The organism is Brevundimonas aurantiaca (assembly GCF_014199955.1).
In the GTDB taxonomy this organism is placed as follows: domain Bacteria; phylum Pseudomonadota; class Alphaproteobacteria; order Caulobacterales; family Caulobacteraceae; genus Brevundimonas; species Brevundimonas aurantiaca.
On the sequence record NZ_JACHOQ010000003.1, the window covers coordinates 347,557 to 370,764 of the forward strand.

Consider the following 23,208-nt stretch of genomic DNA (forward strand, 5'->3'; position numbering starts at 1 on the left):
CTCAGTTGACCTTGGAGGGGTCCGGCGGCGGGGCGGGCAGGGGGGCGACCGGGACGCCGTCCTCCTTCAGCTTCTTCACCTCGGCGGGCGTGGCCTCGCCGTAGATCTCGCGCTTTTCGGACCGGCCTTCATGGATGTCGCGGGCCTCGCGGGCGAAGGCGTCGCCGACATAGTCGAAGTTCGCCTCGACATGGGCGCGCACCTCGCGCGCGGCCTCCATCATCATGGTCTGCATCCGGGCCGCGATCTCGGGGGCCGCGTCTGACTTGCGCGTGCCGCTGACCGCCGGGGCCATGATCGCCTTCTGCACCGAACGCGAGCCGCAGAAGGGGCATTCGACCAGACCGCGCGCGGCCTGGTCGTCATAGTCGGCGGACGAGCCGAACCAGGCTTCGAAACCGTGGGCCTGATCGCAGTTGAGAGCGTATCGGATCATGGGTGGTCAGGGGCTGAATCAGCGGGCGGGCAGAAAGTCACGATCGTGGGTCAGAGCGGGCACGGCCGTTCGGGCCTTGGCCGCCGCCTCCATGTCCAGCTTGGCCGTGAGAACGCAAGGGTCGTCGTGATCCGCCTTGGCCAGAATCTCGCCCCAGGGGCCCACGACCGTCGAGCGGCCCCAGGTGCGGCGACCGTCCTCATGCAGGCCGCCCTGGGCCGGGGCCAGGACGAAGGCGCCGGTTTCGATGGCCCGGGCCCGCAGCAGCACCTCCCAATGGGCTTCTCCGGTCGGAACCGTAAAGGCGGCGGGCACGGCGATCATCGACGCCCCGGCCTTGGCCAGCTGGCGGTGCAGGTGGGGGAAGCGGATGTCGTAGCAGATGGTCAGACCCAGCCGGCCCCAGGGCGTGTCGGCGACCGCCGCCCCGTCGCCGGGCCGCACTGTGGCGCTTTCGCAATATTTTTCGCCATTGGGCAGTTCGACGTCGAAGACGTGCAGCTTGTCGTACCGGGCCGTGATCGCGCCCGCCGGATCGACCAGCAGCGACCGGTTGGCCGCTCGCCCATCGCCCGTTTGGCCGGACCGAACGAGGGCCGAGCCGATCAGAAGCCAGATCCCCAGTTCCGCCGCCAGACGGCGCAGACCCAGGACGGCGACGTCGGCCTCTTCATCCTTGATCGCGGCGTCGCGTCGGTCGCGGCGCTGTTCCAGGACATTGGTCCCTTCCGGCGTCAGGACGAATTTCGCCCCGCCCGCCGCCGCCTCGCGGATCAGGGGCTCGACATGGGCCAGGGCCGCCTCGGCCGTCGCCGGCGTGCGGGTCTGGATCAGGGCGATGTCGAGCCCGCCGCTCATCGCATCAGGCCGTCAGAAGCGGGTCGAGCTTGCCGTCGCGGTCCAGGGCGTGGATGTCGTCCGAGCCGCCGACGTGCTGACCGTCGATGAAGATCTGGGGGAAGGTCATGCGCCCGCCCGACTTCTCGACCATCTCGGCCTTCTTGTCGGGGTCGTTGGAGGCGACGATCTCATGATAATCGACTCCCTTCTTCTTCAGAAGCGCCATGGCGCTGTAGCAATAGGGGCAGCCGGGCTTGGTGTAGATGACGACGTCGGCCAAATCAGAACTCCAGATTAAGCATGTCCCTCAAGCAGCGAGCCGCGCGGGGAGCGATAGGGACTACATAGTCAGTTCACGGGCGTTTCGCACCCGCGCGATCACGGCCAGATCCACGGCCCGCGCCCCGGCGTCGAGTAGGGCGCGCGTGCAGGCCTCGCCGGTCGCGCCCGTGGTCAACACATCGTCGATCAGAAGGATGCGGCGCCCCTTCAGGCGGCGTCGCCCGGCCTCGGTCACGGCGAAGGCCTTTTTCACATTCAGCCGTCGGCCGCGGCGGCTCTTGCCGCCCTGGCTCGCCGTATGGCTGGCCCGGATCAGGGCGTCGGGCAGATAGTCCAGCCCCGCCCTTCGGGCCAGGGGGCGGGCGATCTCGGCGGCCTGGTTGAACCGGCGCGACAGCAGTCGCAACGGGTGCAGGGGCACGGGGACCACGGCGTCGGCCTCAGCGACCAGTTCAGCGCCCGCTCGGCTGATCCAGCGCGCGAACAGGGCGGCGAACTGCTGCTGGTCCCCGTGTTTGAAGCGCAGGATCAGGCTTCGGGACGCCTCGTCATAGACGCAGGCGGCGCGGGCGCGGGCGAAGACATAGGGTTGGGCGATGCAGGCTGCGCAGCGGGTTTCGGCGAAAGGGCCGCCGTCGAATTCGAAGGCCGCGCCGCAGCCGTCGCACACCGGCGCCTCCAAGAACCGTATGCGGCTCCAGGCGTCGGGCGTCAGGCCGGCAGCGGCCGTGGCCTCGGGGCTGTCATGCGCCAGGGGCGGCAGGACCAGATCGGCCAGTCCCCGCGCGAAGTCCAGGCCGGCCCGCCGCAAATGACGCGCCGCCCCTTCCCAGGCGCGCCCCAAACCCCCATCCTGAAGGTCCATGAGCCTTTCCCCCTCCTCCGGCCCCGACGCCGTGCCGCCGACGACCGCCCCCCCGCGCATCTTTGACGCCGGGCGTCGAGAGGCGCGACTGGCGCGGTCCGAAAGGCGGCTGACGCAGGCCGATTTTCTTCACGTCCGCGCGGCCGAAAACGCGGTCGGCAGTCTCGAGGCCATATTGCGCGACTTTCCCGTCGCGGTCGATCTGTCCGCCCATCCGGGCCCCTTCGCCCGGGCCCTCGCGTCCAGCGAAGCGGCGGATCGGGTGGGGCGGATCGTCGCTCCGACCTCGCGGGCCGAGCGGGCCGCGCCCGGTCGCGACGCCCTGCCGCTGGAAGACGGGACGACGGATCTGATCGTCTCCCTGCTCAATCTCCACTGGGCCAACGACCTGCCCGGCGCATTGGCCCAGATCCGGCGCGCCTTGAAACCGGACGGGCTGTTTCTGGGCGCCTTGTTCGGGGCGGGCGCCCTGAAGGAGCTTCGGGCCGTCCTGACCGAGGCCGAGCTGGCCGAACGCGGCGGGGCCCAGGCGCGTGTTTCGCCCTTCGCCGACGGTTATGACGGGGCCGCCCTTCTCCAACGCGCCGGCTTCGCCCTGCCGGTCTCGGACGTGGACCGTTTCGTGGTGCGCTATCCGGACATGTTCGCCCTGGTCCGCGATCTCCGCGCCATGGGCGAGACCAATGTGCTGCACGGGCCGATCCGCCCCCTGAATCGCGCAATCATCAGCCGTGCGGCGCATCTTTACGCCGAACGCTACGGCGACGCGGACGGGCGGATCTCCGCCACCTTCGAAATCATTCACCTGGCCGGTTGGAAGCCGCACGAGAGCCAGCAGAAGCCGCTGCCGCGCGGCTCGGCCAAGGTCCGGCTGGCCGACGCCTTGGGGGTCAAGGAGTTGACGGGGGAGGAGGGCGATCCGGCTTGATCGCGCTGCGGGAACGCGTCAGCGTCCCAGGGCGTCCGCGATCTTCTGCATGACGTCTTTGTAGAGGGCGCCGTTGGCCCCCCCCAGGGCGTTCAAACCGCCCAGGATGGCGACGAAGATCAAGCCGCAGATCAGACCGTATTCAATGGCGGTCGCGCCGCGCTCGTCGCTCAGGAACCGGGCGATGAATCCGTTCATGTCCCGCTCCATGGACGGCGGTGGTCACAACAGGTCGCGCAGCCAGGCGACCAGGGGTTCGTCCGCCGGAGGCATGGGATAGTCCGAAAGCTTCTCCGGTCTGACCCAGGCCAGGCCGGCGTGCTCACGCGCCGTGACCACGCCGTCCCACCGTCGGCACAGATACAGTGGCATCAACAGGTGAAAGGAATCGTAAGCGTGGCTGGCGAAGACGAAGGGCGCCAGGCAACTCTCGCTGACCTCTATGCCCAGTTCCTCGCGCAGTTCGCGGATCAGGGCCGCCTCGGGCCGCTCGCCGGGCTCGACCTTGCCTCCGGGAAACTCCCACAGGCCGGCCAGCTTCTTGCCTTCGGGTCGTTTGGCGATCAGCACGCGCCCATCGACGTCGATCAGGGCGACGGCGACGACGAGGACGATGGGGAGCGGCGTCTCGGTCACGACCGATAGTCGCCGTTGATCTCGATATAGCCCTTGGTCAGGTCGCAAGTCCAAACCGTGGCCGAGGCCCGGCCGGCGCCGACGTCGACGGTGATGTCGATTTCGGGATTCTTCATATAGGCGGTCATCTTGGCCTCGTCGTAGGTCGGGGACGGGGCGCCATCGACGGCGGCCTGGTGCGGGCCGAACCTGATCGCCAGACGGTCGCGGTCCACCGGCTCCTCGGTCTTGCCCACGGCCATGACCACCCGGCCCCAGTTGGCGTCCTGGCCGGCGATGGCGGTCTTGACCAGGGGGCTGTCGGCGATCGACTTGGCCAGTTTGCGGGCCGAGGCGGGGCTGGCGGCGCCGTCCACCGTCACCTTGACGAACTTGGTCGCCCCCTCGCCGTCGCGCACCAGCTGGTGCGCCAGATCCAGCATCACCTTGTCCAGGGCGGCCGAGAAACTCTTCAGCCGCCGGTCGCCGACGCGGCCGATCCGCGGTGCGCCCGAAGTTCCCGTGGCGAACAGAAGGGCCGTGTCATTGGTCGAGGTGTCGCCGTCCACCGTCACCGAGTTGAAGGTGGTGCGGACGTGCAGGCCCAGCAGGGCCTTCAGCACGTTCGGATGGATGTCGGCGTCGGTGACGATGAAGGCCAGCATGGTCGCCATGTCTGGCGCGATCATGCCCGACCCCTTGGCGATCCCGGCGATCCGGACCTTATACCCCTCGATCTCGGCCTCGGCGTAGGAGCCCTTGGGGAAGGTGTCGGTGGTCATGATCCCCCGCCCCGCCTTGGCCCACTGTTCGGACGGATGGATGTCGGCGTCCAGACCGGCCTCGATGTCCGGCAGTTTGGCGATGATCTTCTTTTCGTCCAGCACCACGCCGATCACGCCCGTCGAGGCCATCATGACGTCCCGCTGGCGGCATCCGAACCGTTTGGCCACCTCAGAGGCCGCCCGCCGCGCGGCGTCGGCGCCGGCCTTGCCGGTGAAGGCGTTGGCGCAGCCGGCGTTGACCACCAGGGCGCGCACGTCCTTGCCGCCCTCGGCGCCGCCCAGATGCTTCTTGCACCAGTCGACCGGCGCCGAGCCGATCTTGTGGCGGGTGAAGACCCCGGCGCAGCTGGTGCCGCGCGCGAACCGGAAAACGACCAGGTCGTCGCGCTCATGCTTGTAGAAGCCGGCGCGGGCCGTGGCGATCTCGACCCCGCCGATGGGGGGAATGGTCGGGAAGGGCACAGCCAGGGGCGAGACGGCCAGGCCGGGCTTTCCGGCGGGCGTAGCGGCGGGCGCGGCGGCGGCTTCGGCCGGACGCGTGGCGCGCTTCAGGGCTGCAGCGAAGGGGTCCAGCGCCTTTTCGAACGCCTGTTCGATCTTTTGGCCGGTCGTGGGGGTCTTGGTCATGTCAGGCGGCCGGTGAGAGGGGAGTGTCAGACGCGGAAGGCGGGGCGGGAGCCGGGGCGGGGCGGGTCAGGCCCGCCGACGGCGCCGACGCCGGCTCCTCGTCACCCGCGCCGGAACCGCCGGGCAGCAGAATATCGACCTTGGCCTTGTCGCGCAGCTGTTCCAACAGGCGTCTCACCCCTTCATAGGTCAGGTAGCGGACGATTTGCGGCCGAGCCTGTTCCAGAGTCGGCGGGTTTTCCTTGCGCCGGTCCTCGACCCGCAGCACGGCCCAGCCGCCCTCGGTCTGGAAGGGACCGACGGTCGAACCGGCCGGCTTGTCACGCAGGGCGCCGGCATAGGCCTGGGGCATGACGTCCAGGGTGGAATAGCCCAGGTCGCCGCCAGAAAAGCGGGTGGCCTCGTCGATCGACCGCTCCATGGCCACGGCCTCGAAGCTGGCGCCCTGGCCCAGAATGCCGATGACGGCGTCCGCCTCGGGCTTGGTGCGCGACAGGATCAGGCGGACCCGGATCTCTTCGGACGTCTTCGCCAAGCGCAGCTGCTCATTGTAAAGCGTCTGGATCGCCTGGTCGGAGATGGCGCCGTTGACGACGCTCTCGACCAGCATGTCGCCTAGAATCCGTTCGCGGGTCGCCTCCAGCCGCCGCTGCGCCAGAGGCGAGGCGTCCAGGCGACGGCGCTCCGCTTCGCGCGCCAGCAGTTTCTGATCGACCACCTCGTCCAGAACCCGGCGGAAAAGCTCGGAGGTCACATCCAGGGGCTCGCCTTCCCCGACCAGACCCTGCGCCACCGCCTCGCGCTTGACGTCCGAGGCCCAGATGATCTGGTCCTGAACCTTGGCCACCTGCCGGTCGCCCGGCTGCGGCGCCCGATCGTCGTCGCCGCCGCGCGAACAGGCGGCCAGCATCATCGCCAAGGCCGTCGCGGCGACCAAGGCGATGCCGCCGACCGATCCAAGGCCCTCTCGGGAAGGGGCGTGTCGGAAATGGAGGCGCCGGAATGGGATCAAGGGGACGCTCCGTCGAAGGCGGCCGAAAGCCCCCGCGTTGACAGGGGTTAGGGCGGTGCTTAAGTCCCGCCTGCGCCCAAGTCGAGGGGTTTTGATCGTCTGCGCGGCCCTTCGCGCGCGCCTGTGTCGGCGCGGCGGGGTCGTCATCGGTCCGAACGCCGCTTGGGGCGCGATCCTCGCCGCCCCTCACGGGATTTCAGAGCCGCTCCTTAATGACGCTCGACCTTTACCGGATCTGACATGCTCGGCTTCGCCAAGAAACTCTTCGGCTCTTCCAACGACCGCAAGGTCAAGGCTTTCCAGGACCACGCCCAGCGCATCAATGCGCTCGAGCCCAAGTTCGCCGCCCTGTCGGACGACGAGCTGCGGATGATGACTGACGCTTTCCGCGACCGTCTGAGCAATGGCGAAAGCCTGGACAAGATCCTGCCCGAAGCCTTCGCCGTCGTGCGCGAGGCGTCCAAGCGGGTGCTGGGCCAGCGTCAATATGACGTCCAGCTGGCGGGCGGCATGATCCTGCATGAGGGCGGCATCGCCGAAATGCGGACCGGCGAAGGCAAGACCCTGGTCGCCGTGGCGCCGGTCTATCTGAACGCCCTGGAAGGCAAGGGCGTCCACGTCATCACCGTCAACGACTATCTGGCCCGCCGCGACGCCGAGACCATGGGCCGGGTCTATCGCTTCCTGGGTCTTGAGGTCGGGGTCATCGTCAACGGCCTGTCCCAGGGCCAGCGCCAGGCCGCCTACGCGGCCGACGTGACCTACGGCACCAACAACGAGTTCGGCTTCGACTATCTGCGCGACAACCTGGTCTATGACCGACGCGAGATGGTGCAGCGCCCCCACAACTTCGCCATCGTCGACGAGGTCGACTCCATTCTGATCGACGAGGCGCGCACGCCCTTGATCATCTCGGGCCCCACCGAGGACCGGTCGGACCTGTACAAGGTGCTGGACGCCCTGATCAAAGATCTGATCAAGGACAAGGACACCTATGAACTGGACGAGAAGCAGAAACAGGTTCTGCTGACCGAGCTGGGCTCCGAGCGTCTGGAAGAGGCCCTGGAGAAGGGCGGCCATTTCGCCCCCGACACCACCGGTCTTTATGACGCCGCCAACATCAGCCTGGTCCACCACTCCAACCAGGCCCTGCGCGCCAACACCCTGTATCAGCGCGACAAGGACTATATCATCAAGGGCGGCGAGATCATTCTGATCGACGAGTTCACCGGTCGGATGATGACCGGCCGGCGCCTGTCCGAAGGCCTGCACCAGGCCATCGAGGCCAAGGAGGACGTCAAGATCCAGCCCGAGAACCAGACCCTGGCCTCGGTGACGATCCAGAACTACTTCCGCCTGTATCAGAAGCTGTCCGGCATGACCGGCACGGCCGCGACCGAGGCCCAGGAGTTCGGCGACATCTACAAGATGGAGGTGCTGGAGGTGCCGACCAACCGGCCGATCCAGCGCAAGGACTATGACGACGAAGTCTATCGGACCCATGCGGAAAAGAGCCAGGCCATCGCCCGGCAGATCGCCGAATGCCACCTGGCCGGCCAGCCCATCCTGGTCGGCACGGTCTCGATCGAGCGCTCCGAACAGCTGTCCGAGCTGCTGCGCACCTATGAGTACAAGGTCGAGGTCTCGCGCAAGCTAAAGCCCCAGTACGAGGGCAAGGCCAAGGAGGCCGAGAAGATCGGCGACGCCGCCTATGACATCACCTATGAGACCAAGCTGCGCGGCATTCCGCACTCGGTCCTGAACGCGCGCCAGCATGAGCAGGAGGCCTATATCGTCGCCGACGCCGGTCTGCCGGGCGCGGTGACCATCGCCACCAACATGGCCGGCCGCGGCACCGACATCCAGCTCGGGGGCAACCTCGAGATGAAGATGCAGAAATGGCTGCTGGAACAGCGGAACATGGCCGTCGAGGTCACGCCCGAGATGCACGCGGCCAAGGAGGCCGAGTTCAAGGCCGAGATCGCCGTCAACCGCGAGAAGGCCCTGGCCGCCGGCGGTCTGTTCGTCCTGGGCACCGAACGCCATGAGAGCCGCCGGATCGACAACCAGCTGCGCGGCCGCACCGGCCGCCAGGGCGACCCCGGCGTGTCGAAATTCTATCTGTCCTGCGAGGACGACCTGCTGCGCATCTTCGCCGGCGATCGTCTGGACTCGATCATGAAGACCTTCGGGGTCGCGGAAGGCGAGGCCATCACCCACCCCTGGCTGAACCGCGCCATCGAGACCGCCCAGAAGCGGGTCGAGACCCGCAACTATGACATCCGCAAGAACCTGCTGAAGTACGACGACGTCGTGAACGACCAGCGCAAGGCCGTGTTCGAACAGCGCCAGGAGTTCATGGATTCCGAGGATCTGTCGGAACTGGTCGGCGACTTCCGCCGCGACGTGGTGTCCGACCTGGTCGAACGCTACATGCCGCCCAAGGCCTATGCCGAACAGTGGGACATCGACGGCCTGGATGAAAAGGTCCGCTCGACCTTGGGGCTGGAGCTGCCGCTCCACGACTGGGCGGCCGAGGAAGGCGTCTCCAACGAGGAGATCGAGGAGCGGCTGCTGGCCGCCGCCGACGCCCGCGCGGCCGAACGTCTGGAGCTGATCGGCGCCGAACAGACGCGCGGCCTGGAAAAGCAATTCATGCTGCAAATGATCGACATGCAGTGGCGCGAACACCTGGTCCATCTGGACCATCTGCGCGGCGTGATCGGCCTGCGCGGCTACGGCCAGCGCGATCCGTTGCAGGAGTATAAGACCGAGGCCTTCAACCTGTTCGAAGGTCTGCTCTACGACCTGCGCCACAACGTCACCCGCTGGCTGATGACGGTGGAGTTCCGCTTCCAGGCGCCGCCTGAACTGCCTGAGTTCCAGGAAATCCACCTGAACCCCGGCACCGGCGAAAATGAGATGGCCGATCCGGCCGCTCAGAACCCCGAAGGCCAGCTGATCGGCGACGACCGGTCGAAACTGCCGGTCGAGGCGCTTCCGCCGGGCTGGGAGATGACCGGCCGCAATGCGCCCTGCCCCTGCGGCTCGGGCCGCAAGTTCAAACACTGCCACGGCGCCCTGATCTGAGCCTTTCGGCGCGGTAAGGACGAAAAAGAAGGCCCGGAGCAAATGCTCCGGGCCTTTGTCGTTTGCGACTGACGAGGCTCTTACTGGGCGGCGCCGCTCGCCGAGCGAACCTCGACCGGCAGGCCCAGGGCGTCGAGCTGGGGCTTGACCACCGAGGCGTCGCCGACGACCACCCAGACGAAGCGGGACGGGTCGAGCGCGGCCTGGGCCGCGGCGTCCAGTTCGGCCGTCGTCAGGGCGTTGGTGCGAGCGGCCACCGTTTCCGGATAGTCGTCCGGACGGCCCAGCATGTCGTTGACCCGCATGGCGTTCAGAACCGCCAAGGAGGTTTCATAGCTGCCGGCCAGACGGCGGGTATTGCCGTTGACGGTCCGCTCCAGCTCAGCCGGCGTCACGCCCTTGCCGTCCTTCAGGAAGTCGTTGAACTGGGCGTTCAGGGCGGTGATGGCCGGCCCGGTCTGGTCGGCCTGGACCGGGGCGGTGATCAGATAGGGCACGCGGCCGACGAAGCCGGCGGTCGAGGCGTTGACGCCGTAAGACCACCCCTTGGTCTCGCGCAGGTCCGAGTTGATGCGCGACAGGAAGTCGTTGCCCAGCACATTGTTGGCGGCGTTGAAGACCAGCAGGTCGTCCGAGCCCTTGGCCGACAAGACCGTCCCGCCCATGATGTAGGACTGAGGCGACTGCGGCCGGTCGATCAGCACGATCTTCGACGGGGTCGCGGGGATCGGCGCGGAATAATCCTTCACGCCCTTGGGGGTGGCCGAGGGGACCCAATGGCCGAACTGGGCGTCGAGCAGAGGCTTGATCTCCGCCAGAGGCTTGTCCGAGACCACGAAGATCTTGGCGTTGTCGGGACGGATCCACTCGGCGTAGTCCGCGCGGATGTCGGCCTCGGTGATCGCCTTGACGCTGGCCTCGTCGCCGTTGCCGCTGAACGGGCGGCCATAGGGGTTGGCCGAGCCGTAGATCAGTTCGGGCAGGGCGCGGTTGGCCAGGGCGGCCGGCTGGGTGCGCTCAGCGGCGATGCGGGCCAGGCGGGTGGCGCGCAGACGCTCCAGCTCCGAGGCGGCGAAGGCGGGGGTCTTGACCACCTCGGCCAGCAGGGCGACCGAGGGCTCGAGGTTCGGGGTCACGGCCGACAACTGGACCACCGATCGGTCCATCGAGGCGCCGGTCGAGATGGCGGCGCCGAGGGTTTCCTGCGCCTCGGCCAGCTGGGTGGCGTTCATGCTGCGGGTGCCCTCGTCCATCAGGTCCAGCATCAGGGTCTGCAGCCCCAGCTTGGACGCCTCGTCGGCGGCGATGCCCGCGTCGAACTCGATGGCGATCTTGGTCGCAGGCACGGCGTCGCGCTGGGCGTAGACGACCTCCACCCCGTTCGACAGGCGCGTGCGCTCCACCGTGGGGAAGTCGACGTTGGCGACGGCGGCGATCTCGGGCTTGGGCATGCGGGCCACGCGCTCGATCGGGGGCGCCGGGGTGCGGTTGGCGCCCGAGGGAGCCTCCGCCGCCTCCTGATAGGCCTCACGCTCGCCCGGCAGGGTGGTCAGGGTATAGGCCGGACGGGTCAGCCATTTCTGCATGGCCGTCTGGACCTGGGCGGGGGTGGCCGCCGCATAGGCCTGGAGCTCCTTCTTGTAGTGCTCCGGATCGCCGGCGTAGAGCTGGCCCTCAGCCAGGGCCACGGCCTTGCCGCCGAAGCCGCCGACCTGTTCCAGACCTTGAACCGTGCGCGAGACGTACTGGGTCTTGACCCGTTCCACCTCGGCCGCCGTCGGGCCGTTGGCGATCAGATCGTTCAGGATCTGGCGGGCGCGGGCCTCGACGGCCGCCGGGTCCTGGCCCGGCTTCACGTCGACGGTGATTTCGAACATGCCGACGCGGTGGAAGGCGCCGTTGTTCGCGCTGACCGAGACGGCGGTCTGCTCCCCGCGCACCAGTTCATTGTCCAGCCGCGAGCTGGCCAGGCCGCCCAGGACCGAGGCGCCGATGCTGAGCGGCACGGTGTCCGCGTCCAACAGGCCGGGCACGGCCCAGCTGATCTGAATTCGGGCGTTGGAGACGCGGTCGTGGGTGGTTTCGCTGACCGGCGCCGGCAGGGTCGGTACGGAGGCCTGGGCCGGGGTGTTGACCGGGCCGCGCGGAATCGGGCCGAAATACTTCTCGGTCAGCTCCCGCGCCTTGGCCGGGGTGATGTCGCCGGCCAGGACCAGGACGGCGTTGTTCGGACCATAGTTGGAGCGGAACCAGTCCCGCACCGTCTCCATCGAGGCCGCGTCCAGGTCGGCCATCGAGCCGATGGTCGAGTGGCGATAAGGGTGGCCCTCCGGGAACAGGGCCTCAAGCTGCTTGTATTCGTTCAGGCCGTAGGGCTGGTTGTCGCCTTGGCGCTTCTCGTTCTGGACCACGCCGCGCTGGAGATCGAGCGTCTCCTGGCTGATGGCGCCGAGCATATAGCCCATCCGGTCGCTTTCCATGAACAGGGCCTGTTCCAGCGCCGGGGTCGGAACCGTCTCGAAATAGTTGGTGCGGTCGAACCAGGTGGTGCCGTTCATGTCCGTCGCGCCCATGTTGCGCATCGGGGTGAAATAGCTGCCCGGCGCATTCTCCGAGCCGCCGAACATCAGGTGTTCGAACAGGTGGGCGAAGCCCGTCTTGCCCTCAGGCTCGTCCTTGGAGCCGACGTTGTACCAGACCGATACGGCCACAACCGGGGCCTTGTGGTCTTCATGGACCAGAACGGTCAGGCCGTTGTCCAGGGTGAAGCGGGTGTAGGGAATGTCCACCTCGGCGACCAGTTCGGACACCGGTGCGGCCCGCAGGGCGGGCGCGGCGGCCTGGGCCGAGGCTACGGGGGCCGACGCGGCGGCGTTTGAGGCCCAGACCGGGGTGGAGACCGCCAGAAGGGCGGCGGCGGCGACGAGGGAAGAGGCGCGACGCATGGGTTCGACATCCTTGGTGACAGATGAACGACGACCATAACGACGGTCGATCCACTGGCAACGCGACCGACTGAACATGAACAAAGCTTCATCTTTCCGTGGGGCCGCCCCGGAAAAGGTTGCATCGCCGGACCCCCGGTCTTATGCGCGCGTCAATTCTCCCCATCGCGCCGTCGAATTTACCGAAAGAGCCGCCATGTCCGCCCCCGCCGACAAGCCCGTGAAGAAAGTCGTCCTCGCCTATTCGGGCGGTCTGGACACCTCGATCATCCTGAAATGGCTGCAGACCGAATATAACGCCGAGGTCGTGACCTTCACCGCCGACCTGGGTCAGGGCGAGGAGCTTGGCCCCGCACGCGAGAAGGCGCTGAAGCTGGGCATCAAGCCCGAGAACATCTTCATCGACGACCTGCGCGAGGAATTCGTGCGCGACTTCGTCTTTCCGATGTTCCGCGCCAATGCGCAATACGAGGGCGACTATCTGCTGGGCACCTCCATCGCTCGCCCGCTGATCTCCAAGCGCCAGATCGAGATCGCCCGTCAGGTCGGCGCCGACGCCGTCTGTCACGGCGCCACCGGCAAGGGCAACGACCAGGTCCGCTTCGAACTGGGCTATTACGCCCTGGAGCCCGACATCCGGGTGATCGCCCCCTGGCGCGAATGGGCGTTCCGCAGCCGCGAGGCCCTGCTGGACTTCGCCGAGAAGAACCAGATCCCGATCGCCAAGGACAAGCGCGGCGAGGCGCCCTTCTCGGTCGACGCCAACCTTCTGCACTCGTCCTCCGAGGGCAAGGTGCTGGAAGACCCGGCGGTCGAGGCCCCCGAGTTCGTCCACCAGCGGACCATTTCGCCCGAGGACGCGCCGGACAAGGCGACCGTCATCGAGATCGGTTTTGAGAAGGGCGACGCCGTCTCGATCAACGGCGAGGCCATGAGCCCGGCCACCCTCCTGACCGCCCTGAACCAGTATGGTCACGACAACGGCATCGGCCGCCTTGACCTGGTCGAGAACCGTTTCGTCGGCATGAAGTCGCGCGGCGTCTACGAGACCCCCGGCGGGACCATCCTGATCGCGGCCCACCGCGGCATCGAAAGCATCACCCTGGACGGCGGCTCCATGCACCTGAAGGACCAGCTGATGCCGAAATACGCCGAGCTGATCTACAACGGCTTCTGGTTCTCGCCCGAGCGCGAGATGCTGCAGGCCGCCATCGACAAGAGCCAGGAGAAGGTCTCCGGCACGGTCAAGGTCAAGCTCTACAAGGGCAATGTCTCGGTCATCGGCCGCGAGAGCCCCAACAGCCTGTACGACCAGGATCTGGTGACCTTCGAGGAAGGCGTCCAGGCCTATGATCACAAGGACGCCGCCGGCTTCATCAAGCTGAACGCGCTTCGCCTGCGCGTTCTAGCCAAGCGCGAGGCGCGCGAGGGCTAAGGCGCGACGTCTGACCGGGCGATTCTGAAGATCGCCCGGCTCCGGTCGTCGGTCACCCAGATCGACCCGTCGGACGCGACTGCTAGAGCCACGGGCGATCCGCGCGGTTGACGGCCCGAGACCGCGTCCCAGCCCGGCGTCAGCACCTTGCCCCTGATACTGGGCGCGCCGGCCGGATAGGACAGGGCGCCGCGCGGATAGATGGCGTAGCGGCCGCCGATGTCGGTCAGGGGACGGCCCTGCGCGTCCGTCTCGGCCGCCACGATCCGCCCGCCCGCGCGGCGGTAGCCGTGCCAGCTCATCAGCAGCCGGCCGCGCAGTTCGGGGAACATCGCTCCTTCGTAATAGATCAGGTCCAGCGGCGCCGCGTGGGGCGGCAGCAGGGCGACCGGGCGGTCACGCTCGCTGCACCGCGCCTGGGCCGCGCTCCAGCCCGGCAGGGGCGTGGCCAGATCGACGCAATAGGGCCAGCCGTAATGGCCGCCCTGACGCAGGACATTGATCTCGTCATACGGATGGTCGGGCGTGGTCAGATCGACCGAGTTCTCCCCCTGGAGGATCGTGCCCGACGGGTGCCGGACCAGGGCGATGGAGTTCCTCAGGCCCGAGGCGAAGACGGTGCTGGCCTCAGCCCAGCGGCCGTTTCCAAGATAGGCGTGACGTCGCACCTGGCCCGTCGCGGCGCTGTCAACACAGGCGCCCGACGCATTGACGCGCGCCCGGCCTCTGGCGTCGATACAGCGGTCGCTGGGTGCGCCGACATTGACCAGCAGGGCGCCGTCGCCGTCGAAGACGAAGCTGGACAGGGGATGGCGGTTCTCATGCAGCCGATTGTCCGGCAGGTCGCCGATCACCGTCCGCACCGTCGCTGCCGGATCGGCCGCATCGGGATCCAGGGTCAGGATGCGGTTCATCTCGGACACATAGATCCGCCCGTCCGGCCCGCGCGCCGCCGTGTGGGGCATGGACAGGCCCCGGACCAGTCGTCGCCAGCGCGGGGCGCCGCCTTGATCGAACGACAGCCGCCAGACGGCGCCGCGGCCCGGCTCCCACCCGCCCAGGTCGGTGACCAGCCAGTCGCCGCCGTCCAAGGGCAGAAGGCCGCGTGGCATGCGGGGCCCCTCGCCGCCAGCGCCCTGCCAGACCAAGCCAAGACAATAGCCCGGCGCCGTCCGCACCGTGGTCGCAGGCCGACCCCCGCAGCCGCCGTCCACCGCATAGACGCGGTCGGCGGCGCGGGCGTCGTCGGGCCGTCCCAGGCTGAGGATCAGCGACAGGGCGACGACCGGAAGCCAGACGGGACAAGGACGGGCCATGCCTCATCTGATACGGCCAAGCCGGCCGCTAGGCCAGCAGGATCCACAGGCCGGTCGCGGCGAAACCGGCGGCGGCGGCGAACCGGATCCATTTCAGCGGCAGCTTCTTCGCCGCCGTCTCGCCCAGCAGGACGGCGGGCCCGTTGACCAGCATCATGCCCAGGGTCGAGCCGGCGACCACCACCGGCAGATTCTCGAATCGGGCGGCCAGCATGGCGGTGGCCACCTGGGTCTTGTCGCCCATCTCGATCAGGAAGAAGGCCGAGGCGGTGGTCCAGAAGATGGCCCAGAAGCCGCGCTGGACCTCGCCCTTCTGCTCGTCCAGCGTGTCGGGGATCAGGGCCCAGGCCGCGAAACCCAGAAAGGCGAGGCCGACGATCCAGCGCATCCACTCGCCCGTGATGAAATGGGCCAGGACGGTGCCGGCCAGGGCGGCGAAGGCGTGGTTCAGCAGGGTGGCCGCCAGAATGCCCAGGATGATGGGCGTGGGCCGTCGCCAGGTCGCCGCCATCACGATGGACAGCAACATGGTCTTGTCCCCGATCTCCGCGATGGAGACCAGGCCGGTCGAAATGAGGAAGGCTTCCAAAGGGAACCTGTATGCGCGGGAGCCTCGGCGGACGGACCTGTGGCGTTCGCAGCCGGGCCCCGCATGGACGTCCCTGCGAAAGCCGCCGGTCTTGCCGTGATCCGGATCTGAAAGACCCTGGACCGTTCCCGCGCCATCCTCTCCGGGAGAGGAAGTATGTTGACGCGGGCCCCGCTGATGGTTGCGGGCGGCTACTCCCCGATGACGCGGCGGGGTTTAGGCCAGGACGCCGGAAATGAAAAGCCGATAACGACTCGCAAGAAGGGGTTCAGATCAGACCCTGCCGCCTGGCCTCGGCCGTGAGGCCGTCGCGGAACTCGGGCGCGGCGAGGGCGATTAGGGCGCGGGCCCGCTCGCTGGTCGATCGGCCCTTCAGGTTGGTCCACCCGTGCTCGGTGACGACGATATGCACGTCGTTGCGGGGCGTGGTGACGGGCCCGTCCAGCCGGGCGACGATGCGCGAGCAGCTCCCCCTGGCCGCCGTCGCATGACAGGCGATGATCGACTTGCCGCCGTCGGAGCCATAGGCGCCGCGCACGAAGTCCAGCTGTCCGCCCGAGGCGGTGAACTGGCGGCCGTTCAGATACTCCGAACAGCAGGCGCCGCTCAGGTCGATCTGGAGCGTGGCGTTGACCGAGACCATCTTGGCGTTGCGGGCGATGACCGCCGGATCGTTGACATAGGAGACGGGCCGGGCCTCCAGCCCCCGGTTCTCGTGCAGGAAGTCATAGGTGTTCTGGTCGCCCATCGAGAAGGCGAAGACCCCGACGCCGGGGTGCAGGGTCTTGCGGGTATGGTTCGCCACCCCGACCTGCATCAGCTCGACCAGGCCCGGTGTCAGCATTTCGGTGTGGACGCCCAGGTCGCGGTGGTTCTTCAGGGCGTCGCAGACGGCGTTGGGCAGGGCGCCGATCCCCATCTGCAATGTCGCGCCGTCCTCGACCAGGTCGGCGATGATCCGGCCGATGGCCAGGTCGGCCGGTTGGGGCTCGGCCCTGGGCACGGCCAAAAGCGGGGCGGCGTGTTCGACGATTCCGGACACCCGGGAAACATGGACGGTGCAGTCGCCGTACACGCGCGGCATATGCGGATTGACCTCGACCACGATGGTGCGGGCCGTCTCCGACACCGGCTTGGCGTAGTCTGTGTTGGTGCCGAAGGAGAAGAAGCCGTCAGCATCCATCGGCGAGACGGTGCAGACTAAGGTATCGACGCCGACCTCGTCGCACAGCAGTCGGGGCGATTGCTGGAAACCGGTCGGGATGAACTGGACCGGGCTGGGTCGCCCCTCCTCAAAGGCGCGCTGCTCCAGCCGGCGTTCGACGGCGCTGTGGAACAGGCTCCAGGGCCGGATGCGGTCCATCAGCTCGTAGCGCAGCACGGTGTCGCCGGCGATGGCGGTGGAGAGGAGATAATAGAGGTTCAGGTCTTCGACCTCGCCGCGCTCTGCCCGTTCGGCCAGGGCCTTCAGCAGGGCCGGGGGCTGGGACACGCCCAGGCCCATGGCGATCCTGGCGCCGGATCGGATCAGGGCGGCGGCTTCGTCCGGCGTCTTCAGCCGCTCGGCATAGAGGGCGGCGTGATCCATGGCGTCTCTCCCGTCCGCGCGCCCCTGTTCGTTGAGGCGTCGTCGGCGCCGACTATGGGGCCTCCTGCGGTTGAGTGGGTTCTAGACTTTGGTCGGATCGCCGGGCGTCTCGTCCGCCGTCGGAGACGGTTCGTCCTGCAAGGGCGCCCGGCGACGCTTCTGCCAACGCGCGACCCCATAGGCGACCAGCCACAGAAGCATGGCCCAGGCCGAGCCCACGGCCCAGCCTGCGAAGACGTCCGTCGCCCAGTGGGCGCCCAGATAGATGCGGGTCAGGCCGACCAGCAGGGCCATGACCATGCCCACGCCCAGGACGAAAATCTTGAACCGCCTGCGTGGAAAGGCGCGGGTCAGCATGACGGCCACGCTCAGATAGAAGACCGTCGCGAGCAGGGCGTGACCGGAGGGGAAGCTGGCGTTGATCGTCTCGACCGCCTGAAGCGCCTGGGGCGGACGCTCGCGTTCGAACACCGCCTTCAGCCCCTCGCTCAGCATGACGCCGCCCGTCAGCCCCAGGACCAGCAGCAGGGACGACAGCCATTTCCTCTGGCTCAGCAGAAAGAGGACGACGATCAGGGCGAACAGGCCCAGCACCGATATGCCGCCCAGCGATGTGAGGTCCGCCGCCGCCTCCTTCAGCCACCACGGCCCCCAGGGGCGGCCGGGATCGTCGGCATAGGGCCGCATCAGGCCCAGCACCTGGCGATCAAAGCTCTGACCGTCGGCCTCGGTCATGTCGTCAGCGATTTCGACGAACGCCGTCACGCCCAAGGCGGCGACGAACAGGGCCGTCAGAGCGGCCGTCTCGGCGCGCGCGACCGTTAGCAGGCGTATCAAAAAGGGACGGAAGTCGGAAACGGCCATGGGGCGTCGAAACGGCCAAGCTGGGCCGAAGTTCCGATCACGCCTTCGTGATGTCGCGGCCGCGAAGGCCCGTGAGGGGTTTGCTGGCTTGCGCGCTGAACTTTCCCCAGGCGAGGCCGACTTGTCCGACCGATTCGCCGACAAAGCGAGCGTCAAGACGTTGACGGCTTATTAGGCATGTGCGCCCTATATGTGGGCTCGGGGAGCGTTGCAGCCACTAGATGATGTGGTCACGGCGCAGGTGGCTCTAGGCAGTTTATTGTTCAGGACGCAGATGACTATGGCTGGCGGCGAGGCTTTGAAGACAGCGGAATTCCAAGGTGTTGCGACGAACGCGGCGCCTGAGAAGCCGCATCTGACCGTCGTGAAATCGGTCCAGGTAGATCGTTCGCGCGACGCCCTTCTGACCGATTTCGGCAAGAAGACGCTGGAAGACCGCTACCTGCTGCCGGGTGAGAGCTATCAGGACATGTTCGCCCGCGTCTCGACCGCCTTCTCGGACGACGCCGATCACGCCCAGCGCCTGTACGACTATATGAGCCGCCTGTGGTTCATGCCGGCCACACCGGTCCTGTCGAACGGCGGCGCCGATCGCGGCCTGCCGATCTCCTGCTTCCTGAACGCGGTCGGCGACAGCCTGGACGGCATCCAGAACGTCTGGAACGAGAACGTCGCCCTGGCCTCGAACGGCGGCGGCATCGGCACCTACTGGGGCGGCGTCCGCTCCATCGGCGAGAAGGTCAAGGGCGCGGGCAAGACCTCGGGCATCATCCCCTTCATCCGCGTGATGGACTCGCTGACGTTGGCGATCAGCCAGGGGTCGCTGCGTCGCGGCTCGGCCGCCGTCTATCTGGACATCCACCACCCGGAGATCGAGGAGTTCCTCGAGATCCGCAAACCCTCGGGCGACTTCAACCGTCGCTCGTTGAACCTGCACCACGGCGTCAACGTCACTGACGAGTTCATGGAGGCGGTGAAGACCGGCTCCACCTTCGGCCTGCGCTCGCCCAAGACCGGCGAGGTGCTGAAGACCGTCGACGCCCGCTCGCTGTGGACCAAGCTGCTCGACATCCGGATGCAGACGGGCGAGCCCTATATGATCTTCTCCGACACGGTGAACCGCCAGATGGCGCCGCACCAGCGGGATCTGGGCCTGAAGGTCAAACAGTCGAACCTGTGCGCCGAGATCATGCTGCACACCGGCCGCGACCACCTGGGCGTGGACCGGACCGCCGTCTGCTGCCTGTCGTCGGTCAACGCCGAGACCTTCCTGGAATGGCGCGAGGAGCCCCGCTTCGTCGAGGACCTGATGCGCTTCCTGGACAATGTTCTGGAAGACTTCATCCGCCGCGCCCCGCCCGCCATGGCCGCCGCCGTCTATTCGGCCAAGCGCGAGCGTTCGGTGGGCCTGGGCCTGATGGGCTTCCACTCCTTCCTGCAGTCACAGGGCGTGGCCTTCGAGAGCGCCATGGCCAAGTCGTGGAACATGCGCCTGTTCAAGCACCTGCGTCGCGAGGCCGACAAGGCCAGCCGCATCCTGGCCGAGGAGAAGGGCCCCTGCCTGGACGCCGAGGAGCGCGGCGTGATGGAGCGGTTCAGCCACAAGCTGGCCATCGCCCCGACCGCCTCGATCTCGATCATCTGCGGCGGGACGTCGGCCGGCATCGAGCCGATCCCGGCCAACATCTACACCCACAAGACCCTGTCCGGCTCCTTCGCCGTCAAGAACCCCTATCTGGAGCGTCTGCTGGACGAGAAGGGGATCAACACCGAGGCGGTCTGGAGCTCCATCCTCCAGCACGAGGGCTCGGTCCAGCATCTGGACGCCCTCAGCGAGGACGAGAAGGGGATCTTCAAGACCGCCTTCGAACTGGACCAGCGCTGGGTGGTGGAACTGGCCGCCGACCGCGCCCCGGAAATCTGCCAGGCCCAGTCGCTGAACCTCTTCATCCCCGGCGACGTCAACAAGTGGGACCTGCACATGCTGCACTGGTCCGCCTGGGAACGCGGCGTGAAGTCCCTGTACTATCTGCGCTCCAAGTCGGTTCAGCGCGCCGCCTTCGCCGGCGCCGAGGACAAGGCCGAGGCCGAGATCGACCCGAACCAGCCAGACCTCTTCTCCATGCCCAAGACCGACTACGACGAGTGTCTGGCCTGCCAATAGGCCTCCTGCGCCGCAGCAACTGGCGTGAAAGGGCTCCGTGGTCACGGAGCCCTTTTTTCGTGTTCGGAACCCGCCACAAGGCGCGGCGTTGAAAAACGACCAAAGAATGTCGTGAAAATGTCTGTTGGACTCCCGCCCTGCATGGTGCAAGCTGGAGAACAGCGGACGGTGGGGAGACCGAATGCGTGTAGCGGCCTGGTTGTTTGGAGTGGCAAGCGTGCTGGCGTCCGCCGGCGCGGTCGATGCTCGCGCCCAGGCCTGGGTCCCCGACGCCTTTGACGCCGCACCCGAAACCGGATCGAACGTCACGGCTCGGTTGAACGAACAGCAGAGTTTTCGGGTCTCTCCCGACGCGCCCTTCGGCCCTGAGATCGAGATGAAGACGCCCCTGGCGATCTCGGGCGAGGCTCAAGGGATCGCCGCCAGCACCCGCCGCGACATCTGGATCGACCGCCAAGGCTTCACCGATCGGCTCAGCCTAGAGACCGCGGGCCGCCTGACACGCGCCGACGGCTCCCCTCTGCCGGTCACCCTCCAGGACCGGGCCGTTCTGGAGCCCGAAGCCTATGATCTGCGCTATGTGCGCGGCTTCCGCAGCGCGGTCGGCCGCACGGCCTCTGGCCTGGAGGTCAGTCTGACGCCCCATGCCGGTGTCGGCCTGGGCAGCGAGGGCGGATCGGCCGAAGCCGGCGCCACTTTGAAGATCGGCGAGGGGCTGGACCGCCTGGCGCCCGACGGCGACGCCCGGTTCGGCCAGCGTCCGCGCTGGTACCTCTATGCCGCCGGCTCGGGCCGCGCCGTCGGCTATAATTTCGCCCGCACCCGCGACGGCGACTACGCCCGGTCCGGCTATACCCAGGACCGCGGGGCCTTCCTGGGCGACGCTTCCGTAGGCGTGGCCTATCGCCGTGGCGCCATCCAGACCTCGGTCGGGCTGGTCTATCGCGAAATCGACGCCGGCAAGGGGCTGCGCGGCATGAACGGGCTGGACACCGACGTGGATGAGGGGCTGATCGCCTTCCAGCTCTCGATCAAGCCCCGCCGCTGACCGCGTCCGGCTCCGGGCCTCAAGGCGCTTCCGACACCGCGACCCCCTCCCGCCGAGGATCGGCCCCGCCGTCCCAGCGGCCGTCGCGCCACATCGCCCCATGCAGGCCCGATGTCTCCGTGGCGTTGGGCCTCAACCCCATGCCGGCTGCACCCAGGGCTTGGGCGATGTCCGGCGCGATCTGCGCCGTATCGGCGCCGACCGAACCGCCCCGCACCACCAGGTTCGGCAGGGCGATCGCCTCCTGCACCGGCAGGTTCCAGTCGATCATCCCGACTAGGGCCTTGGCCACATAGGCCAGGATGCTGGACCCGCCGGGCGACCCGATCGCCCCGACCAGACGCCCCTGTCGATCCAGGATCAGAACGGGGGTCATGGACGAGCGCGGCCGCTTGCCCGCCGCTACGGCGTTGGCCGCCGGATGGCCGTCTTCGGACGGGGTGAAGGAAAAGTCGGTCAGCTGATTGTTCAGGAAGAAGCCCTCGACCACCCGCCCGTCGCCGAAGATGCTTTCGACCGTAGTGGTCATGCTGACCGCATTCCCGTCCGCATCGACGATGACCATGTGCGAGGTTCCGCCTGGCTCGGCCGTGGCGTCCGCGCTGCGCGGTGCAGAGCCGGGCGGCGCGCCCGCCGGAACCGGCCCGTCGATTTCCGGGACCAGGGCCGCGCGCTGGGCCACATAGGCCGGGTCCAGCAGCCCGGCGACCGGCACCCCGACGAAATCGGCGTCGCCCACATAGCGGTCGCGGTCCGCATACATCAGTCGTTGCAGACGCCCGAAGGCCACCCAGGATTCGGGGCTGTCGGCGCCCTTCTGGATGTCGGGCGTGTGTTCCGCCATGGCCAGAAACTGCAACAGGGCCACCCCGCTGGACGGCGGGGGCGGAACGCAGATCACATAGATTCGATAGGGCCGACACAGGGCGTCCCGGCGCAGCGGACGGTAGGCGGCGATGTCCGCCTCGGTCAGGCCGCCCGGCCGCGGACCCTCGGCGACGGTGCGGGCGATCTCCCGGCCGATGCGCCCTCCGTAGAAGACGCCGGGCCCCTCGGTCGCCAGAGCCTGAACCGTCCGGGCGTAGGCCGGATTGCGCATCACGTCCCCGGTCCGGTAGCGGCGGCCGTCTGGGCCGGTGAACAGGGCGGTCGCCCAACGGGTCTTGGCCTGGGGCGATGACCCATTGATCATGCCCGCCAGGCGCGGACTGACCACAAAACCGTCGCGCGCCAGCCGTTCGGCGTCATCGAACAGATCGCGCCAGGCCAGCCGTCCCTGATCCTGATGGGCCATGGCCAGCATGGCCACCGCCCCCGGCGCTCCGGCCGATCGGCCCGACAGTATGGCGTCGATGAAGGGCAGGGGCTCGCCGTCCTCATAGAACAGTTCGGGCGTGGCCGAGGCGGGGGCCGTCTCGCGCCCGTCATAGGCGGTGATCCGGCCGGTCTTGGCCTCATAGCTCATCAGAAAGGCCCCGCCCCCCAGGCCCGACGATTGGGGTTCCACCAGCCCCAGCACCGCCTGGACGGCGACCGCCGCATCCACGGCCGAGCCGCCCCGGCGCAGCACCTTCATCCCGGCCTCGACCGCCAGCGGATTGGCGGCGGCGACGAACGGCCCCCGGGCGATCGATGGGGCCCCGGCCGGGTCCGACCGCGCCTCCAGCGAAGGCGCCGCGGCCGGGGTCTGGCATCCGGCCAGAAGCGTCGGGACGGAAACCGCCGCGACCAACAGGGACACGAGACGACGACGCAAAAACAACATTCAGGCGGTCCGAC

The 23,208-nt window shown here is 68.0% G+C and carries 19 protein-coding genes and 1 riboswitch; of the genes, 5 read left to right on the forward strand and 14 right to left on the reverse strand.

Annotation, left to right across the window (positions count from 1 at the left end; all coding sequences use genetic code 11):
- Position 1: 1 nt before the first annotated feature.
- Genes GGQ93_RS09170 through GGQ93_RS09185 form a run of 4 tightly spaced genes read right to left on the reverse strand, consistent with a single transcriptional unit; the run spans position 2 to position 2,423 of the window.
- A complete protein-coding gene (locus GGQ93_RS09170) occupies positions 2-436 on the reverse strand; it encodes a DUF1178 family protein (RefSeq protein ID WP_182713721.1) in 435 nt (144 codons plus the stop codon).
- Between the two features lie 18 nt (positions 437-454).
- Positions 455-1,294 (reverse strand): carbon-nitrogen hydrolase family protein, encoded by an 840-nt coding sequence (locus tag GGQ93_RS09175; RefSeq protein ID WP_183216554.1) that lies wholly within the window; start codon positions 1,292-1,294, stop codon positions 455-457.
- A 4-nt stretch (positions 1,295-1,298) separates the two neighbouring features.
- Positions 1,299-1,556, reverse strand: coding sequence for a glutaredoxin 3 (gene grxC / locus GGQ93_RS09180; RefSeq protein ID WP_054764297.1), 258 nt, complete (start codon positions 1,554-1,556; stop codon positions 1,299-1,301).
- Between the two features lie 60 nt (positions 1,557-1,616).
- Positions 1,617-2,423 carry a ComFC family protein gene (locus GGQ93_RS09185; protein WP_054764296.1) on the reverse strand — a complete coding sequence of 269 codons (807 nt, stop codon included), beginning with the start codon at positions 2,421-2,423 and terminating at the stop codon, positions 1,617-1,619.
- Between GGQ93_RS09185 and GGQ93_RS09190 the strand changes: the two genes are divergently transcribed.
- Entirely contained in the window at positions 2,422-3,351 is a 930-nt protein-coding gene (locus GGQ93_RS09190) for a methyltransferase domain-containing protein (protein ID WP_054764295.1), read from the forward strand. The genes GGQ93_RS09185 and GGQ93_RS09190 overlap by 2 nt on opposite strands.
- A gap of 18 nt (positions 3,352-3,369) precedes the next feature.
- Here the strand turns inward: GGQ93_RS09190 and GGQ93_RS09195 are convergent, their stop codons facing one another.
- The 4 genes from GGQ93_RS09195 to GGQ93_RS09210 are packed head-to-tail and all read right to left on the reverse strand — an operon-like array spanning position 3,370 to position 6,291.
- A complete protein-coding gene (locus tag GGQ93_RS09195) occupies positions 3,370-3,549 on the reverse strand; it encodes a Flp family type IVb pilin (protein WP_054764294.1) in 180 nt (59 codons plus the stop codon).
- Positions 3,550-3,573: 24 nt separating this feature from the next.
- Positions 3,574-3,987 carry a (deoxy)nucleoside triphosphate pyrophosphohydrolase gene (locus tag GGQ93_RS09200; protein WP_054764293.1) on the reverse strand — a complete coding sequence of 138 codons (414 nt, stop codon included), beginning with the start codon at positions 3,985-3,987 and terminating at the stop codon, positions 3,574-3,576.
- Positions 3,984-5,378, reverse strand: coding sequence for a bifunctional glutamate N-acetyltransferase/amino-acid acetyltransferase ArgJ (gene argJ / locus GGQ93_RS09205; RefSeq protein ID WP_183216556.1), 1,395 nt, complete (start codon positions 5,376-5,378; stop codon positions 3,984-3,986). The genes GGQ93_RS09200 and argJ overlap by 4 nt, the downstream gene beginning before the upstream one ends.
- A gap of 1 nt (position 5,379) precedes the next feature.
- Complete coding sequence (locus GGQ93_RS09210; protein WP_183216713.1) at positions 5,380-6,291, reverse strand: peptidylprolyl isomerase; 912 nt, start codon at positions 6,289-6,291, stop codon at positions 5,380-5,382.
- 339 nt (positions 6,292-6,630) lie between these two features.
- Between GGQ93_RS09210 and secA the strand changes: the two genes are divergently transcribed.
- Complete coding sequence (secA, locus tag GGQ93_RS09215) at positions 6,631-9,480, forward strand: preprotein translocase subunit SecA (protein ID WP_182713846.1); 2,850 nt, start codon at positions 6,631-6,633, stop codon at positions 9,478-9,480.
- An 80-nt stretch (positions 9,481-9,560) separates the two neighbouring features.
- Here the strand turns inward: secA and GGQ93_RS09220 are convergent, their stop codons facing one another.
- Positions 9,561-12,425 (reverse strand): M16 family metallopeptidase, encoded by a 2,865-nt coding sequence (locus GGQ93_RS09220; RefSeq protein ID WP_183216557.1) that lies wholly within the window; start codon positions 12,423-12,425, stop codon positions 9,561-9,563.
- 196 nt (positions 12,426-12,621) lie between these two features.
- Between GGQ93_RS09220 and GGQ93_RS09225 the strand changes: the two genes are divergently transcribed.
- Complete coding sequence (locus tag GGQ93_RS09225; RefSeq protein ID WP_183216559.1) at positions 12,622-13,860, forward strand: argininosuccinate synthase; 1,239 nt, start codon at positions 12,622-12,624, stop codon at positions 13,858-13,860.
- Here GGQ93_RS09225 and GGQ93_RS09230 read toward each other — a convergent pair.
- From GGQ93_RS09230 to GGQ93_RS09245, 4 genes are all read right to left on the reverse strand, one after another.
- Positions 13,857-15,176 carry a PQQ-dependent sugar dehydrogenase gene (locus GGQ93_RS09230; RefSeq protein ID WP_224764246.1) on the reverse strand — a complete coding sequence of 440 codons (1,320 nt, stop codon included), beginning with the start codon at positions 15,174-15,176 and terminating at the stop codon, positions 13,857-13,859. The genes GGQ93_RS09225 and GGQ93_RS09230 overlap by 4 nt on opposite strands.
- Positions 15,177-15,204: 28 nt before the next feature.
- Complete coding sequence (locus GGQ93_RS09235) at positions 15,205-15,765, reverse strand: TMEM165/GDT1 family protein (RefSeq protein ID WP_183216561.1); 561 nt, start codon at positions 15,763-15,765, stop codon at positions 15,205-15,207.
- Positions 15,766-15,831: 66 nt separating this feature from the next.
- A riboswitch (yybP-ykoY riboswitch) is annotated at positions 15,832-15,978 on the reverse strand.
- 55 nt (positions 15,979-16,033) lie between these two features.
- Positions 16,034-17,353, reverse strand: a complete 1,320-nt coding sequence (locus GGQ93_RS09240) for an acetyl-CoA hydrolase/transferase family protein (protein ID WP_183216563.1) — start codon at positions 17,351-17,353, stop codon at positions 16,034-16,036.
- Positions 17,354-17,434: 81 nt separating this feature from the next.
- Positions 17,435-18,190, reverse strand: a complete 756-nt coding sequence (locus GGQ93_RS09245) for a phosphatase PAP2 family protein (protein WP_224764247.1) — start codon at positions 18,188-18,190, stop codon at positions 17,435-17,437.
- Positions 18,191-18,491: 301 nt separating this feature from the next.
- On the opposite strand from GGQ93_RS09245, the gene GGQ93_RS09250 reads away from it, so the two are divergent.
- Both GGQ93_RS09250 and GGQ93_RS09255 read left to right on the forward strand, forming a co-directional pair.
- Positions 18,492-20,381 (forward strand): ribonucleoside-diphosphate reductase subunit alpha, encoded by a 1,890-nt coding sequence (locus GGQ93_RS09250; protein WP_183216568.1) that lies wholly within the window; start codon positions 18,492-18,494, stop codon positions 20,379-20,381.
- Positions 20,382-20,598: 217 nt separating this feature from the next.
- Positions 20,599-21,429 carry a lipid A-modifier LpxR family protein gene (locus GGQ93_RS09255; protein ID WP_224764248.1) on the forward strand — a complete coding sequence of 277 codons (831 nt, stop codon included), beginning with the start codon at positions 20,599-20,601 and terminating at the stop codon, positions 21,427-21,429.
- A gap of 19 nt (positions 21,430-21,448) precedes the next feature.
- On the opposite strand, the gene GGQ93_RS09260 is transcribed toward GGQ93_RS09255, so the two are convergent.
- Positions 21,449-23,194 (reverse strand): gamma-glutamyltransferase family protein, encoded by a 1,746-nt coding sequence (locus GGQ93_RS09260; RefSeq protein WP_183216570.1) that lies wholly within the window; start codon positions 23,192-23,194, stop codon positions 21,449-21,451.
- Positions 23,195-23,208: the final 14 nt, after the last annotated feature.

Excerpts from the sequence above, each read along its gene's own strand:
- GGQ93_RS09170 (WP_182713721.1), bottom strand. The coding sequence starts at position 436 with ATGATCCGATACGCTCTCAACTGCGATCAGGCCCACGGTTTCGAAGCC.
- GGQ93_RS09175 (WP_183216554.1), bottom strand. The coding sequence starts at position 1,294 with ATGAGCGGCGGGCTCGACATCGCCCTGATCCAGACCCGCACGCCGGCG.
- GGQ93_RS09190 (WP_054764295.1), top strand. The coding sequence starts at position 2,422 with ATGAGCCTTTCCCCCTCCTCCGGCCCCGACGCCGTGCCGCCGACGACC.
- GGQ93_RS09185 (WP_054764296.1), bottom strand. The coding sequence starts at position 2,423 with ATGGACCTTCAGGATGGGGGTTTGGGGCGCGCCTGGGAAGGGGCGGCG.
- GGQ93_RS09195 (WP_054764294.1), bottom strand. The coding sequence starts at position 3,549 with ATGAACGGATTCATCGCCCGGTTCCTGAGCGACGAGCGCGGCGCGACC.
- argJ (WP_183216556.1), bottom strand. The coding sequence starts at position 5,378 with ATGACCAAGACCCCCACGACCGGCCAAAAGATCGAACAGGCGTTCGAA.
- GGQ93_RS09210 (WP_183216713.1), bottom strand. The coding sequence starts at position 6,291 with ATGATGCTGGCCGCCTGTTCGCGCGGCGGCGACGACGATCGGGCGCCG.
- secA (WP_182713846.1), top strand. The coding sequence starts at position 6,631 with ATGCTCGGCTTCGCCAAGAAACTCTTCGGCTCTTCCAACGACCGCAAG.
- GGQ93_RS09220 (WP_183216557.1), bottom strand. The coding sequence starts at position 12,425 with ATGCGTCGCGCCTCTTCCCTCGTCGCCGCCGCCGCCCTTCTGGCGGTC.
- GGQ93_RS09225 (WP_183216559.1), top strand. The coding sequence starts at position 12,622 with ATGTCCGCCCCCGCCGACAAGCCCGTGAAGAAAGTCGTCCTCGCCTAT.
- GGQ93_RS09230 (WP_224764246.1), bottom strand. The coding sequence starts at position 15,176 with ATGGCCCGTCCTTGTCCCGTCTGGCTTCCGGTCGTCGCCCTGTCGCTG.
- GGQ93_RS09240 (WP_183216563.1), bottom strand. The coding sequence starts at position 17,353 with ATGGATCACGCCGCCCTCTATGCCGAGCGGCTGAAGACGCCGGACGAA.
- GGQ93_RS09250 (WP_183216568.1), top strand. The coding sequence starts at position 18,492 with ATGACTATGGCTGGCGGCGAGGCTTTGAAGACAGCGGAATTCCAAGGT.
- GGQ93_RS09260 (WP_183216570.1), bottom strand. The coding sequence starts at position 23,194 with ATGTTGTTTTTGCGTCGTCGTCTCGTGTCCCTGTTGGTCGCGGCGGTT.